The sequence below is a fragment of the Pseudofrankia inefficax genome, from assembly GCF_000166135.1.
GTDB lineage: Bacteria > Actinomycetota > Actinomycetes > Frankiales > Frankiaceae > Pseudofrankia > Pseudofrankia inefficax.
Genome location: NC_014666.1, coordinates 8573708 through 8588164, shown reverse-complemented (window position 1 = coordinate 8588164; position 14457 = coordinate 8573708). Strand labels below are relative to the sequence as shown.

Below are 14457 nucleotides of genomic sequence, written 5' to 3'. Positions count from 1 at the left end.
CCCGCCCGGCAAGCCGGCCAGACCGCACCGGCAGTTCTGGCCGGCATGCGCAGGTCACAGCGGGTCAAGAGGTCGCGGCGGGTCAAGAGGTCGGAGCGGGTGAATCGGCGGCGTCCAGGTCTTGCGGCACGGCGGTGCCCGCCGAGTGCTAGTAGGGTCAGGGGCCGTGCCTGCGTGTCGAAACGTCCGGCGCCGCCCCGCCGGCCGGCTGTCGCGAGGCGTCGACGCGTGCGGACGGTGGCACGAGGGCGCGGGCGGCACGCCTGAGCCGACGTGATGGAGAATCCCGACGCGGCAGGCGGTTTCGACCCGCGCGGTGCCCGGCCTCGCGCGGCCCGCATCGCGGGATTGACGACGTTGCGCGGGTGGCGTCCTTGAGAGGCGAATCCGTAGGGGAATCGGCCAGGTCCCCCATCAACGAGCGCGCAACAATCCCGATTGAATTGGATTTGCGAGACGGATCGTCGCGGATGACGTTTCTCGCCGGTGCAGGGCACGGTAGGCCCAAAATGCGCGTGAGCACCCGCGATTGCGCCCCAACAGTGAGGCCGCCGCGGCGCCGTCCGCGTGGGACGGCGCGCGCCGTGAGACCGGAGCCGTCGTCGCGACAAGTACGGCCATACCACCGCCGGAATGGCGCGAACGCCACGCCGTGGCGAGCGCGACGTGGCAGAATGACAGACACCCAGCCGCCTACCGCTGGTCTGCTGCCCGGCGTTCGCTACTACAGTTCGTCGACTATGGGGCGCCGCGCGGCGCGCGGGTCGACCGGCGGGAGTCAGGCGTGGACGACCGAGCATGGGACAAGCTCGTGACCCAGCTTCGTAACGGTGACTGCACCCCATTCCTCGGCACCGGTGCCTGCTACCCGGCGCTGCCGGCCGACGGCGATCTGTCGGCCGAATGGGCGGACCGTTATGGTTACCCATTTCCGGAGTCGGCCCGGGATCTTCCTCGCGTCATGCAGTACGCGGCGACCGTCGAGCGGGACCCGATCTTTGTCAAGGGGCAGGTCAGGGAGGCGCTCCTGGCCAGGGGCTACCCGAACCTCGGCGACGCGACACAGGCGCACGGTCTGCTGGCTCGGCTGCCCCTGGCGGTCTACGTCACGACCAGCTACGACGACTTCATGGTGACCGCCCTGCGGCAGGAGGGCAGACAGCCCCGGGCCCTCGTGTGCCCCTGGGACGGCCAGCGGCCAGACGCGGACGCGCCCGACACCGAGCTCGGCCCGGCCGACCCCGACCGGCCTGTGGTCTTCCATCTGCAGGGAAGCCTCGCCGAGGCCCGGTCGATGGTGCTCACCGAGGACGACCACCTCGACTTCATGGCCACCCTCGCCGAGAACCGAACGACCGTCAGCCGGATGATTCCGACGTCGGTGATCGCCGCCCTGAAGAACCGTCCGCTGCTCTTCGTCGGCTACAGCTTCGAGGACTGGACATTCCGGATGCTGCTGCACGGTGTACTCCGTACCCTGGCTCCCGTCCACCTGCGCCGGCACGTCAGCGTGCAGCTCACCCCTAGCCCGAACGGGGACGGAAGCCTGGAGACGCAGGTCAAGGCCTACTTCGAGCGGTACTTCGACGAGAAGCACGTCACGGTCTTCTGGGGGTCCACGTCGGAGTTCTGCATTCGCCTCATGTCCTTGCTGGCTCTGACATGAGCGGGCCCGTCCGCCGCGCGCCGTACGTCGGTCTGCGCTCGTACCAGGCAGACGACGCCGACCTCTTCTTCGGCCGGCGCGACGACTCGTACCGGCTCGCGGCCCTGTGGTCGAGCCACCGGCTGGTGGTGCTCTACGGAGCCTCGGGTGTGGGCAAGACGTCGCTGGTCGCGGCCGGGATGCGCGCGCAGTTCCCCGACGAGGCCGCGGAGATGCTGCCAGTGGGGCGGGCCTTCCAGGCCTCACAGGTGCCGACCGCGGCACTGCCCCGGCACAATCCATACACGTTCGCGCTGCTTTCCTCCTGGTCGCCGACCGACCCTCCCCATCATCTGTCCGGCCTGTCTATCGCGGAGTTCTTCAGCCAACGGTCAGACCGGACGGACCCCTATGGCGACCCGCTGCCCATCCTCGCCGTCATCGACCGGTTCGAGGAACTCTTCCGCGACTTCCCGCATCGTCAGCAGTATCGCGAGCAGTTCATCGACGATCTGGCGGAGGCGATTTCGGCGGTGCCACTGCTGCGGCTGCTGATCTCGGTCCGTGAGGACAGCCTGGCCAGCCTGCTGCCCTATGAGTCCAGGCTCTCGCGGGACTCGCGGACGCGGTTCGAACTGCGTCCTCTCCAGGTACCGGAGGCGATCGAGGCGGCGACCGGGCCGTTGCGAGGTACGGGGCGTTCGTTCGGCGCCGGCGTAGCCGAACGGCTGGTCGACGATGTGCGGACCACCGCCTTCACGGACCGGACCGGGGAGACGACGGTGGTACGCGCCGACCGCGTCGAGGCGGTTCAGCTGCAGGTGGTGTGCTCGGCGCTGTGGGACGCCCTGCCGCCGGACACGATGGTGATCACGGGCGAGCACCTGCAGAGCTATGGCGACCTGAACCGCATTCTCGCGGAGTTCTGCGGTCGTGCCGTCGCGTATGTCGCACGGGACCACGGGCTCCCCGAGTCGGCTCTGCGCGACTGGCTCGGGCGCACGTTCATCACCGAGCTGGGGACCCGCAACACGGTCTACGAGGGTGCGAGCCGCACCGCCGGCATGCCCAACGCCGTCGCCCATGCGTTCGTCGACCGGCACATCCTGAAGGCCGAGTGGCGCTCGGGCTCCCGGTGGTTCGAGCTGGCCCACGACCGGCTGATCGAACCGGTGCGGGGCGGCTGGCGGCGTTCGGAGACGGAGCTGCCCGACGGCCGGTCGGTCGACTATCTGCGCGCCGCGGAGGCCGCGCTCGCCGATGGCGAGTTGGACCTCGCGCGCAAGCACGCGCTGGAGGCGGTCCGCCTCGCCGAGGGCGACCTGCGAGCCCAGGCGGAGGGGGAGTCGTTCCTCGGTGACCTGGCCTTCCAGACCGAGAAGTACGAGGAGGCCGCGCGGCGCTACCGGCGCGGCGCCGAACTCTACGAGCTGATGCAGGATTCCACCGCTGTGGGCATGCTGCTCGCCGCCGTCGGCCAGGTGCTGCTGCGGGAAGGCCGCCACGACGAGGCCGTCGTCGACCTGGAGGGTGCCGTGGCGCGCCTGCAGGGCGATCGGACGTTGCGAACGGAGCTGGCGGACGCGTTGTGGCAGGCGGGGCAGCTGCGCAGCGCCGAGGGGGTCTACGCCAGCGTGCTGAGCTACGCCCCCGATGCCGTGGAGGCCCTGGCGGGCCGGGGGGAGGTGCGCGTCGAGCTCGGTGAGTTCGCCGCCGCGCTGGAGGACCTGGACATCCTTGCCCGGCTGAAGCCGGCGGCCGCGGGCCAGCCGGTGCTGCGTGCGGCCCGCGCCCGGGCGCTCGCCGGGCTCGATCGCCTCGCGGACGCTCAGGCGGAGGCCGACGCGGCGTTCGAGGCGGCGCCCGCCGACCCGGTGGTCCAGTGGCGGGCCGGGATCGTCGCCGCGCTGACCGGAGACAGGACGCGCGCCGTCGCGCTGCTCACGAGCGCGCTACGCGGCGCGGACCCGCCCCTCATGCCGCATCGGCGTACGGAGGCCCGCCGGTTGCTGGAGGATCTGACCAGTATCGATCCTGACGGCTGATCACAGGCCGGGCGCTGTGCTCGGCGCTGCGCCGGCGACCTCGGACGTCAGCTTGGCGACGCCGCAGGCGCACCGGAACCGAGTACGCCGCCGGCCGGGCGAGAAGGTGCGAAGATCCGGGTTGTGGCGGTCGCGGGGGACAGAACCGGCCCGGAGGCGGCGGACTTCTTCATCTCGTACGGTCCCAGTGACCAGGCCTGGGCCGAATGGGTTGCCTGGCAGCTCGAGGCGGCGGACTACCGGGTCCTGCTCCAGGCGTGGGACTCGGTCGCCGGTTCCAACTGGTCGGTCCGGATGGACGAGGGCATCCGGACGGCGCACCGCACGATCGCGATCCTTTCCGAGGCCTACCTCGGCTCGGTCTTCGGTGTCGGCGAATGGCACGCGGCGCGGGCCGCGGACCCGACCGGATTCGACCGGAGGCTGGTGCCCGTCCGGGTCGAGAACTGCCCGCGACCCGGGCTGCTACGAACGATCGTGTCGATCGACCTCTTCGGCCTAGGACCGGACGCCGCGCGTACGCGGCTGCTCGGCGCGATTCGCGGGGCGATCGCCGGCCGGGACAAACCAGCGACGCCTCCGCTCTTCCCAGCGTCGTCGCGGGCGGTCGCACCGGCCTTCCCGGTCACGGCCAATGACGCGGCACCACGAAGCGTGGCCTCGGCCCCGATTTCCGCTGGCGGCGACCCGCCGCAGGGGCTGACCGACCAGCCCGCTGTCGGCCGGTCGCGACCCGGTCAGACGCCGCTGACCGGCCCGCGACACCCCGGGCAGCGACTCGCCGGCCCGGACGACCTGGTCTACGCGGTGGCCTTCGCCGCGGGCGGCCGCCTGCTCGCGGGTGCGAGCCGCGGCGGGGCCGGGCCTGAGAACGGTGGAACGATCCGGCTGTGGGACGTGACGGAACCGCCCCGGCCAGGGCCGTGGAAAAAGTCCCTGGTGGGCCACACCGACTGGGTGCTCGCGGTGACGGCCGCCCTGGGCGGTCAGCTGCTGGCCAGCGCCGGAGCTGATGGAACGGTGCGGCTGTGGGACATGGCGGAGCCCGGGCCGCCGCGGCCGTGCGGTGCGCCGCTCGACGGTCACCAGGACTGGGTGCTGTCGGTCGCGTTCAGCGGTGACGGCCGAATTCTGGCCAGCGCCGGCCACGACGGGACCGTGCGGCTGTGGGACGTGGCTGAGCCACGAAGCCCCAAGCCGTGCGGTGCTCCTCTCGTCGGGCACGCCGGCTGGGTGCGGTCGGTGGCCTTCTCCGGGCGGGGTGACGTCCTCGCCAGCGGCAGCCGCGACGGGACCGTGCGGCTGTGGGACGTGGCCGAGCCGAGCCGGGCGCGAGCGGCTGGCCAGCCGCTCGCGGACCACGGGACGTCGGTGCAGGCGGTGGTGTTCTCGCCCAGGGAGCAACTTCTCGCCAGCGGCGGCGGTGACGGGGCGGTGCGGTTGTGGGACGTGAGCGCGCCGGCCCGGCCGCGGCCGGCAGGGCCACCTATCCAGGGCCACGCCGGCGCGGTGCTGGCGGCGGCCTTCGCGCCGGACGGGCGGCTTCTCGCCAGTGGCGGCGCCGATGGGACGGTGTGGCTGTGGGACGTTACGGAGCCCGCCAGTCCGTTGCCGGTCGGTCCCCCGCTGGCCGACCACGGGGCCGCGGTGCGGGCGGTCGCCTTCTCCCCGAACGGGGAGTTCCTGGCCAGTGCGGGCAATGACCACACAGTGCGACTGTGGCGACTCTGATCTCCGTGACCTGGTACGGGCCGGCCGGGAGCTGGATGCTGTGTTGGCTGTCAGGGGTTGATGATCGGGGCCAGGGCGTCACGGACGGCGGCGCTGACGTCGGAGTCCGGCACGTCCACGTACATGTCCGGGGACGGGCCGGTGTCGAAGTAGCCGAACGTCGTGTAGTCGATGACGCTCGGGCAGCTGGCGCCGGTGACCTGGACGCGCAGGTCGGCCACGACGTGGCCGGTCAGGACCTCGACCACGCGGATCGGAACGGCGACCTTGTGGAACGAGACGGTTCTGGTTCCGAAGACGCTCGTCACCGCGTCGGAGTCGTAGTCGCAGCTCTCGACGAGGTCCCCGTACTCCTTCGGGCTGACGCAGATCACGAGCGGAGCCTTGGCGACGTCGTCGACCAGCCAGTCGCCCGGCAGCTGGTTCGTGTAGGTGTTCTGGCCGTGGAGCACAGCCCGGTTCGGCGAGGCGCCGCGATACGGGGTCGCGCCGCTCCAGGTGACCGGGTTCGAGCAGTAGGACGTGTCCGGACCGGCGCCCAGGGCGGCGCGTACGTGATCCAGCTCGATCGCCCGGTTGGCCGCGACGAGTCCGCCGAAGGCCTTGGGGACCAGCGGGCTCTTCGGGTAGTCGTCGAGCAGCCGCTGGTAGGAGGCCTTCGCGCCGTTCCAGTCCTTCGAACCGAACTCGCGGTCGCCGCAGCCGAGGAGCGCCGGCGGAGTGAGACGGGGGACTGCGGCCCCCGCCTGGTCTCGGACGGCGTCCCGCGGGCTGTAGGCGCCGAGGGTGTCGAGGACCTTGACGGTGTCGCAGGGGTTCGACAGCGGCAACCGGCCGAGGAAGTCGTCGAGGGTCCGCAGGACCATCGGGGCGTGGTCGGGCCACGCGGCGAGAACGGCCGAAAGGTTCGTCAGCGCCGGTGGTAGCGAGCTCAGGTCGCTGTTCGTGACGACCGCGTCGAGGCGGCCCGCGGTGTCCCCGAGGCTGCCGCAGACCCGCCCGGTGCCCGCGCCGCGGACGGCGCCGGGGGCGTCCGCCAGATAGTCGCCCGCCCAGCGGCCGGCCAGGGCGGCGGTGGCGCGTCGGCAGTCGCCGGACCGGACCGCGGCGGCGACCCGGTCGTTGATCGAGGCGACGTGGAGGCGCAGCAGTGCGAAGGCGACCAGAACCGGCAGGAAGACGGCCACGCCGAGGACGAGGCGACTTCTGCTCCCGGCCCGCCGGCGCCGCGGTGGCCAGCCGCCGGCCAGGTACCAGCCGTGCGCGACGAGGGTGAGCCACCACAGCAGGACGACGATCTCGAACCAGAGGGTCCGCGCGGCGGTGCCAAGGATGATGAGCAGGACCAGCGTGACCAGCCCGGTCAGCGCCGCGAGTCCGCGGCGGCCCAGCATCAGGTAGCCGACGCCGAACAACGAGGCGTTTCCGAGCGCGACGGCCACCGGTTCGCCGTTGACGGATCCTGCCGGATTGATGGTGCCTTCGGGGCCGGGCGACGGGGTACCTTCCGGCGCGGTCACGAGGCTGCTGCCGCACGGCCGCCGCGCTCAGCGTGGGCTGGCATCCCGCAATCCCCTCAGCCAAGCCGGGGCCGGCCCGGCGGGTCCGCTGCATGGTAGGGGTGCGGCGCGCCGGTCCGGGCCGGTTTTGCGCCAATCGTTCGCGGTCGTCCAGCCGACAGCGGAAGTTCCTGCCAGGGCTGGACGGCGGGCGGTCGGAAGGGCCCGGGCCTCGTTTCTTGCGAGTGCGCGCGGGCGCATGTTAGACAGTCGCTAACGTAATTTGGCGATCGCCAAATATTCGTGGGCACCGCGTCTCCGCGACAACGTCGTCCGGGACGCGGCCTGTCCGAGGCCTGGAAGGCGGCAGGGTGACCGACTGGACCACCATCGACTTCTTCAACGACACGTCGCTCGTCGAGGATCCCTACCCCTACTTCGACGACCTGCGTGCCCAGTGCCCGGTGCTGCCGTTGCCGCATCTCGGGGTGGTCGCGGTGACGGGCTACGACGAGGCGCACGAGGTGTACCGGGACGTGGACACCTTCTCGTCGTGCAACTCGGTGATCGGCCCGTTCGCGACGTTCCCGGTGCCGCTCGAGGGCGACGTCGGCGCGATCATCGATCGTTACCGGGACCAGATCCCGATGAACGAGCACATGGTCACGATGGACCCGCCGATGCACACCCGCGAGCGCGCCCTCGTCATGCGGATGCTCACGCCGAAGCGGCTCCAGGAGAACGAGGCGTTCATCTGGCGGCTGGCCGACCAGCAACTCGACGAGTTTCTCAAGGACGGGCGGTGCGAGTTCATCCGCGCGTTCGCGCAGCCCTTCGCGATGCTGACCGTGGCGGACGTCCTCGGGGTGCCCGAGTCTGATCACGAGCGGTTCCGTAGCGGTTTCGGGCTGACCGCGACCCCCGGCGAGGTCGGCGCCGGCGGCGAGCGTGACGGTGAGCTGAACGCCCTCGGGTGGCTCGACGACTGGTTCATCCGCTATATCGAGGACCGCCGGAAGGCCCCCCGCAACGACGTCCTGACGCAGATGGCGGCCGCGACCTACCCGGACGGAAGCGTTCCGGAGGTGGTCTCGGTCGTCCGCGCGGCCACGTTCCTGTTCGCCGCCGGGCAGGAAACCACCGCCCGGCTGCTCGGTGAGCTGCTGAAGTACCTCGCCCAGAATCCGGACGTCCAGGACGACCTGCGGGCACACCCGGACCGCATCCCGGACCTCATCGAGGAGACGCTGCGCGTCGAGAGCCCGGTGAAGACCGACTTCCGGCTCGCCAGGCGGGCCACGAGCATCGGCGGCGTCGAGATCGCGGCGGGTACCCCGGTCATGCTGCTCAACGGCGCGGCCAACCGCGACCCCCGGCATTTCGAGTGCCCGGCCAAGGTCGACATCGACCGCAAGAACGTCCGCCAGCACATTGCCTTCGGCCGCGGCGTCCACTCCTGCCCGGGCGGTCCGCTCGCCCGCGTCGAAGGGCGGATCAGCCTGGAGCGCATCCTCGCCCGCACCCGCGACATCCGGCTCTCCGAGGAACACCACGGACCGGACGGTGACCGCCGCTTCCGCTACGAGCCGACCTGGGTGCTCCGTGGCCTGACCGAGCTTCACCTGGAGTTCACCGCCGTCGAAGGAGTGGCCCGATGAGCAGGGTCGCCGTGGTGACGGGTGGTGCCTCGGGGATTGGTCTCGGTGTGGCCCGGCAGTTTCTCGCCGACGGCCACCAGGTCGCCATTCTCGACCGGGACGGCGCCGCGGCGCAGGCCGCCGCCGCCGACCTCGCGACCGCCGGCAAGGTCCTGGCCATCGAGACCGACGTCGCCGACCGGGCCGCCGTCCAGGCCGCGTTCGACCGCGTGCGGGCCGAGCTCGGGCCGGTCGGCATTCTGGTGACGAGCGCGGGCATCGAGATGTTCACCCCGTTGCTCGACATCACCCCGGAGACCTGGGAAAGGGTGCTCGCCGTCAATCTCACCGGGACGTTCACCTGCGTCCAGGCCGCCGCGGCGGACATGATTGCCGGTCACTGGGGCCGCATCGTCACGATTTCCTCGTCCAGCGCGCAGTCCGGCGCGGGAAACATGGCGCACTACACGGCCTCGAAAGGCGGCGTCATCGCGCTGACCAAGTCGCTGGCACGGGAGCTCGCCCCGCACGGCATCACCGTCAACACCATTCCGCCGACCCTGGTCGACACACCGATGGCGCGTCAGGGCGAGGCCAACGGGGACATTCCGGGGGTCGACCTGATCGCTTCCATGGTGCCACTCGGCCGGGCCGGCACGGCCGCCGACATTGCCGCCGCCTGTTCCTACCTGTGCTCCGATGGCGGGAGCTACGTCACGGGTCAGGTCATCGGCGTCAACGGCGGCATGTATATCTGACCAGCCCACCGGGCGGTGTCGGCGGCGAGAACCAGGGCCGCCTCGGGCGGCCGGACGGGCCGTGGCGGGTCGCCCGCCGCGTGCCGGCCCGGCCGCCCGCTCTCCGGCGGCCCTCGCGCCGCACCAATCACGTGCCGTGACAGTGAGGCCTCTCGACGGCGGGCCTCCGCGTGCTCCGCGTCGTTTTCCGGCCGCGAAGTGGGCGTGGGACGGCCGCGGGTGGGACGCCGCTCGCAGGTCCGGTGTGCGAACAGCCGCGCTGCGATATGAAGGACAGATGGTCAGCCAACATCGGACGGCGGCGGAGCCGGGGAGGCGCGAGCAACTGCTCGACGCCGCCGAGTGGCTGCTGCTGGAGGAAGGCTACGCCGCCGTCACCTCACGCCGGGTAGGCGCCCGAGCCGGCCTGACACCCCAGCTGGTGCATTACTACTTCCACACCATGGACGACCTTTTCCTACAGGTATTCCAGCGGCGGGCCGACCTCGGCCTGGCGGTGCTCCGTGAGGTCATGAGTTCCCGCCCGACATTGCGGCAGCTGTGGGATCTGCGCGAGACCGGTCTCACGACCACGAGGTTCAGCCTCGAGTTCATGGCGCTGGCCAACCACCGCAAGGTGATCCGGTCCGCGCTCGTCGAGTACTACCAGCGCTATCGCCAGCTCCAGCTCGACGCCTTCACGGTGGCCCTCACCGACCGCGGCGTCCCGCCGGAACGGTGCCCGCCGTTGTTCGCCCAGCTCGCAATGATCGGGATAACCCAGATCATGACGATCGACGCCGACCTCGGTGTCGCCTACGACTTTGAGTCCGTGAATGCCTACATCACCCGTCTGATCGAAGAGATCGACCAGGGGTGACGTCCCGGAATCGGCCGCCCGGGCCGCTGCCTCGTCAGGCGTCCTGGGCCGGATAGACGGTGAGGTCGGTCGCTTTGATCGTGGCCCAGACCGGCGTGCCCGGGGCGAGCCGGAGATCGGCGAGCGCGGCGGCCGTGATGTCGGCATGGATCGGTGGTTCGGAGGCGATGCTGACGCGAACCCGGTCACCGAACGGCTCGAGGGTCTCGACCGGGCCGGCCAGCACGTTGCGCGGGCTGCCCTGCGGCGGCTGGTCCGGGTAGAGGGCGACCGCGGTCGGGCGGATCGCGACGAGAACGGCGGTGCCCGGCCCCGGCGGCGGGCTGTCGGCGGGAATGTGGAGCTGGCCGCCGCCGTCGAGGGTGACCAGGTCGCCGTTCGCGGTCCCCGCGTAGAGGTTGAGGCCGACGAGGCGGGCCACATAGCGCGTGCGTGGGCGGCGGGCGACCTCGGCGGCCGGGCCCTCCTGGACGATGCGGCCGGCCTCGAGGATGACGATCCGGTCGGCGAGGATCATCGCGTCGAGTGGGTCATGGGTGACGAGCAGCACCGGCGTCGGCGAGGCGGCGAGCGTGCGGGCGAGGTGGGCCCGGACGTCGGAGCGGGTGGCGACGTCGAGGGCGGCCAGCGGCTCGTCGAGCAGCAGGAGCCGGGGCGCTGGCGCCAGCGCGCGGGCGAGGGCGACGCGTTGCGCCTGGCCGCCGGACAGCTGGCCGGGCCGCCGGTCGGCATGGTCGGCGAGGCCGAACCGGTCCAGCCAGCCGTCCGCGAGCTGGCGGGCCCGCCGCCGGCCGGTGCGCTCGCGGGCCCGTAGGCCGAAGGCGACGTTGTCGCGGGCGGACAGGTGGGGAAACAGCAGGTAGTCCTGAAAGACGACGCCGACCGGCCGGTGGTGCGCGGGCCTGAACACGCCCGCGGCCGGGTCGTCGAGGACGTCGCCGTCCAGGACGATGCGCCCGGAGGTGATCGGGGCGAGCCCGGCCAGGGCACGCAGCAGGGTGGTCTTGCCTGCGCCGTTCGGCCCGAGCACGCAGGTGACCTCGCCGGGGGTCACCGTGAGTGACACCTGGACCGTGAAGGCGCCGACGTCGACGACGATGTCCGCGACCAGCCCGGCCGGTGGGACAGGGCCGGTCGCGGGCGTGGGCTCGGCGACCACGGCGGTCTGGTCCGGGGTGGTCATGCGGCGGCGACCACGCCCCGGGCGCCGGACAGCCAACGGCGCCGCAGGATGACCAGCACGGTCACACAGACCACGAGCAGCAGCAGGGACAGCGCGATCGCGGCGTCCGGGTCGTTCTCCAGCGCCAGGTAGACGGCCAGCGGCATCGTCTGGGTGGTGCCCGGGAAGTTGCCGGCGAAGGTGATGGTGGCGCCGAACTCGCCGAGCGCGCGGGCCCAGCACAGGACGGCGCCCGCGCCGACCGATGGGGCGATCATCGGGAGGGTGACCCGCCGGAAGGTCAGCCAGCGGTTGGCGCCGAGGGTGGCGGCGGCGTCCTCGAAGCGTCGGTCGGCCGCGGCCAGCGCGCCCTCGACGGACACGACCAGGAACGGCATGGCGACGAACGTTTCGGCGACCACCACGCCGGTGGTCGTGAACGGCAGGGTGATCCCGAAGACGCTGTCGAGGTAACGGCCGAGGACGCCGTTGCGGCCGAAGGCGAGCAGCAACGCGACGCCGCCGACGACCGGGGGCAGCACCAGCGGCAGCGTGACCAGCGCCTGGAGCAGGGACCGGCCCGGCAGCCTGGTCCGCGCCAGCACCCAGGCCAGCGGCACCCCGACCAGGATCGAGATGCCGGTCGCCAGGGTCGCGGTCTCCAACGACAGGACCAGGGCCTGGCGGACCTCCGCCTGCCCGAGCAGGCTCGGCAGCCGCCGCCACGGCGCGCGGACCAGCAGCCCGACGAGCGGGAGGACCAGGAAGGCGACGGCCAGGCCGGCCGGCAGGGCCAGCGGCCAGGGTGCGCGTCCCTGGCCGGCGCGCCGTGGCCGACCGCGCCCGTGCCCGCCGCTGGAGGCGAGGGGCTGGGCGGGGTCGGTCACGGGCGGGGCGGTCATGGCTGGGCGAAGCCAGCCTTGGTCAGGACCGTGCGGCCGGTCGAGGACAGCACGTAGGCGACGAAGGCGTCGGCCACGGCCTTGTTCTTCGACGCGGTGAGGGTGGCGATCGGGTAGGCGGTGGAGGCGTTCTCGTTCTCTGGGATCTCGACGCCAAGGACCTTGCTGCCGGCGGCCAGCACATCGGTCTTGTACACCACGCCGGCATCGACCTCACCGAGCTCGACCGTGGTGAGCACGCTCTTCACGTCCGGACCCTCGGTGACCGGCTTAACCGTGATCTTGGCCTTGTCGAAAGCACTGTGGGCGACGACGCCGCAGGGCACCGCGGCCTGGCAGAGCGCGACCTTGACGCCCGGCTTCGCCAGGTCCTCGATGGTGGTGATGTGCTGCGGGTTCGACGGCGGGACCGCGATCTCCGCCTCGTTCGTCGCGAACGTGGTCGGGTTGGCGGCGTTGTGCTGGTCGGTCACCTGGGTCATGTTCTTGGTGCTCGCGGAGGCGAACACGTCCGCGGGGGCGCCCGAGTTGATCTGCGTGGCGAGGGTGGAGCTGGCGCCGAAGCTGAACTTCACGGTCACGCCGGGGTGCGCGGCCTCGAAGCTCTTGCCCAGATCGGTGAAGGTCCCGGTCAGCGAGGACGCCGCGAGCACCGTGATCGTCCCGGACAGCGCCGGGGTGCTCGACGCACTCGGGGTGCCGGCGGCACCGGTGGAACCGCCGGAGCTGGAACCACAGCCGGCGAGCACGACGACGGTGACCACACCGGCGACGGCTGCCGCCGCGGGGCGGGGTATGCGCATGAGGATCCTCCAGCAGCGAGGTGGGACGACTCGAAACAGCGGGTGGGACGGCGTGGGTCGATGCGACAGCGTGGGTCGATGCGACGGTTGGGTTGAGGCGGCAGGGCGTTCAGCGATGCTGCTGGGGGACCTCGACCACGACGTTCGTCGCCTTGACCGCGCCGACCGCCAGTACCCCTGGCTCCAGGCCGAGCTCGTCGGCGGCCTCCCGGCTCATCAGCGAGACGATCCGGTGCGGCCCGGCCTGGATCTCCACCTGCGCCATCACGCCGTCTCGCTGGACCCGCGTCACGATCCCGGGGAAGCGGTTGCGGGCCGACTCGCCGACGATGACCGCTCGGCCGGCTGGGGATTCGGCGCCCTCGGCGAGCTCGGTGGCGAACTGTGCCAGTACGGACCCCTCGATCGCCTGACGGCCCGACTCATCACGGACCGTTGGCAGCCTGCCGATGTCCGCCCAACGGCGGACGGTGTCGTCGCTGACCCCGAGCAGTCCCGCTGCCTCGCTGATCCGGAAACTCGGCATGGCGGAACAGTACCCCCCCGCACTTACGGAAACATCGCCAGAACCGTCCCGAGATTACGGACATCGGAACGCAAAAACAACGGGAATGCGGAAGCCGGCGCCCGTCCGGTGGGTCAGGGGTTGGCTGGCGTCGCCGGGTCATCCGGCGGTGTGTCTGGGGCATCCGGGGCTGCCGGTATCGACGCCGGGTCGGCCCAGCGGTACGTGGAGTGGAAGAAGCCGCGGACCGGCCGGCCCCCCACGCGGAGATTGTGGGTGATGGGCACCGGTCCGGCCGGGTTCGCGACGTCGAAGGAGAGGAAGACGTAGTCGGCGCCGTCGAGCGGGGTGTTCGGGTCGTAGACACGCAGCGTGACTGTCGTGCCGACCAGGTCGTAGCCGTAGGCGAGGACCTGGTGGTTCAGGCCGAGCTTCAGCGGGTCGGCGGAGTGCACCGTGATGATGCCGAGGGCCGGCAGCCGGCCGGAGTCGAGATCGGTGCGGACCCGCGGCCACTCGTCGACGACCGTGATCCGGCCGAGCCCGGAGCGGCGGCCGAGCGCCCAGGTCACGTCTGCGTCCCTGGTCGCCTGGAGCCGGTAGTAGCGCAGCGCGCCGCGCGGCAGGTCCCAGCTGTCGAACAGCCGCCGGACGATGTATCGGTAGAGGGGAGAGCCCGGTCCGGGCGGCACGGTGTCGGGCGGGGGCTCGCGGCGCGCCTCGAACAGGTCACGAACCGCGAAGATCATGCCCCCGCACAGCCCGCGGCTCGCGTCGCCGATCGGGATGCCCTTGCCGAGGCCCGGTATCCGCACCGTGAGGACCGGCTGGTGCGGGAAGTCGTTCGTGAACTGGAAGGCCGAGGTGCTGGGCCGGAACCCGCTCGCCCCCACCGCCGTGCCGCCGACCAT

The 14457-nt window shown here is 71.7% G+C and carries 12 protein-coding genes and 1 pseudogene; 6 read left to right on the top strand and 7 right to left on the bottom strand.

The window, feature by feature from the left end:
- Positions 1–784: 784 nt before the first annotated feature.
- From FRAEUI1C_RS34875 to FRAEUI1C_RS34865, 3 genes are all read left to right on the top strand, one after another.
- Positions 785–1666: an SIR2 family NAD-dependent protein deacylase gene (locus FRAEUI1C_RS34875; RefSeq protein WP_013428107.1), complete on the top strand. Its 882-nt coding sequence runs from the start codon at positions 785–787 to the stop codon at positions 1664–1666.
- A complete protein-coding gene (locus FRAEUI1C_RS34870; RefSeq protein WP_013428106.1) occupies positions 1663–3690 on the top strand; it encodes an nSTAND1 domain-containing NTPase in 2028 nt (675 codons plus the stop codon). Before FRAEUI1C_RS34875 ends, FRAEUI1C_RS34870 begins: the two co-directional genes overlap by 4 nt.
- 123 nt (positions 3691–3813) lie before the next feature.
- Positions 3814–5421 carry a toll/interleukin-1 receptor domain-containing protein gene (locus FRAEUI1C_RS34865; RefSeq protein ID WP_013428105.1) on the top strand — a complete coding sequence of 536 codons (1608 nt, stop codon included), beginning with the start codon at positions 3814–3816 and terminating at the stop codon, positions 5419–5421.
- A gap of 50 nt (positions 5422–5471) precedes the next feature.
- On the opposite strand, the gene FRAEUI1C_RS34860 is transcribed toward FRAEUI1C_RS34865, so the two are convergent.
- Positions 5472–6941, bottom strand: coding sequence for a tetratricopeptide repeat protein (locus FRAEUI1C_RS34860; RefSeq protein WP_013428104.1), 1470 nt, complete (start codon positions 6939–6941; stop codon positions 5472–5474).
- Between the two features lie 350 nt (positions 6942–7291).
- Between FRAEUI1C_RS34860 and FRAEUI1C_RS34855 the strand changes: the two genes are divergently transcribed.
- The 3 genes from FRAEUI1C_RS34855 to FRAEUI1C_RS34845 all read left to right on the top strand — a co-directional run bounded on the left by FRAEUI1C_RS34855 (position 7292) and on the right by FRAEUI1C_RS34845 (position 10174).
- Complete coding sequence (locus FRAEUI1C_RS34855) at positions 7292–8578, top strand: cytochrome P450 (RefSeq protein WP_013428103.1); 1287 nt, start codon at positions 7292–7294, stop codon at positions 8576–8578.
- Entirely contained in the window at positions 8575–9315 is a 741-nt protein-coding gene (locus FRAEUI1C_RS34850; protein WP_013428102.1) for an SDR family NAD(P)-dependent oxidoreductase, read from the top strand. Before FRAEUI1C_RS34855 ends, FRAEUI1C_RS34850 begins: the two co-directional genes overlap by 4 nt.
- A 277-nt stretch (positions 9316–9592) precedes the next feature.
- Positions 9593–10174 (top strand): TetR/AcrR family transcriptional regulator, encoded by a 582-nt coding sequence (locus FRAEUI1C_RS34845; RefSeq protein WP_013428101.1) that lies wholly within the window; start codon positions 9593–9595, stop codon positions 10172–10174.
- 34 nt (positions 10175–10208) lie between these two features.
- Here FRAEUI1C_RS34845 and FRAEUI1C_RS42270 read toward each other — a convergent pair whose 3' ends face one another.
- The 6 genes and pseudogenes from FRAEUI1C_RS42270 to FRAEUI1C_RS34820 form a co-directional block, all read right to left on the bottom strand.
- The gene (locus FRAEUI1C_RS42270; RefSeq protein ID WP_438270036.1) at positions 10209–10691 is read right to left on the bottom strand and encodes a TOBE domain-containing protein; all 483 of its coding nucleotides are present in this window, start codon (positions 10689–10691) and stop codon (positions 10209–10211) included.
- 117 nt (positions 10692–10808) lie between these two features.
- Positions 10809–11240 (bottom strand): annotated as a pseudogene (locus FRAEUI1C_RS42265) (ATP-binding cassette domain-containing protein); the annotation flags it as partial.
- Between the two features lie 113 nt (positions 11241–11353).
- The gene (locus FRAEUI1C_RS34835; protein WP_013428099.1) at positions 11354–12238 is read right to left on the bottom strand and encodes an ABC transporter permease; all 885 of its coding nucleotides are present in this window, start codon (positions 12236–12238) and stop codon (positions 11354–11356) included.
- On the bottom strand, positions 12235–13041 hold the full coding sequence (modA, locus tag FRAEUI1C_RS34830) for a molybdate ABC transporter substrate-binding protein (protein ID WP_013428098.1): 807 nt from the start codon (positions 13039–13041) through the stop codon (positions 12235–12237). Before modA ends, FRAEUI1C_RS34835 begins: the two co-directional genes overlap by 4 nt.
- A gap of 109 nt (positions 13042–13150) precedes the next feature.
- Complete coding sequence (locus tag FRAEUI1C_RS34825) at positions 13151–13567, bottom strand: TOBE domain-containing protein (RefSeq protein WP_013428097.1); 417 nt, start codon at positions 13565–13567, stop codon at positions 13151–13153.
- 113 nt (positions 13568–13680) lie between these two features.
- Positions 13681–14457: a hypothetical protein gene (locus FRAEUI1C_RS34820; RefSeq protein WP_013428096.1), complete on the bottom strand. Its 777-nt coding sequence runs from the start codon at positions 14455–14457 to the stop codon at positions 13681–13683.

What these genes read in the sequence shown, in the direction of transcription:
- FRAEUI1C_RS34870 (WP_013428106.1), top strand. Translation starts at nt 1,663, where the DNA reads ATGAGCGGGCCCGTCCGCCGCGCGCCGTACGTCGGTCTGCGCTCGTAC.
- FRAEUI1C_RS34850 (WP_013428102.1), top strand. Translation starts at nt 8,575, where the DNA reads ATGAGCAGGGTCGCCGTGGTGACGGGTGGTGCCTCGGGGATTGGTCTC.
- FRAEUI1C_RS34845 (WP_013428101.1), top strand. Translation starts at nt 9,593, where the DNA reads ATGGTCAGCCAACATCGGACGGCGGCGGAGCCGGGGAGGCGCGAGCAA.
- FRAEUI1C_RS42270 (WP_438270036.1), bottom strand. Translation starts at nt 10,691, where the DNA reads ATGATCCTCGCCGACCGGATCGTCATCCTCGAGGCCGGCCGCATCGTC.
- FRAEUI1C_RS34835 (WP_013428099.1), bottom strand. Translation starts at nt 12,238, where the DNA reads ATGACCGCCCCGCCCGTGACCGACCCCGCCCAGCCCCTCGCCTCCAGC.
- modA (WP_013428098.1), bottom strand. Translation starts at nt 13,041, where the DNA reads ATGCGCATACCCCGCCCCGCGGCGGCAGCCGTCGCCGGTGTGGTCACC.
- FRAEUI1C_RS34825 (WP_013428097.1), bottom strand. Translation starts at nt 13,567, where the DNA reads ATGCCGAGTTTCCGGATCAGCGAGGCAGCGGGACTGCTCGGGGTCAGC.
- FRAEUI1C_RS34820 (WP_013428096.1), bottom strand. Translation starts at nt 14,457, where the DNA reads ATGGTCGGCGGCACGGCGGTGGGGGCGAGCGGGTTCCGGCCCAGCACC.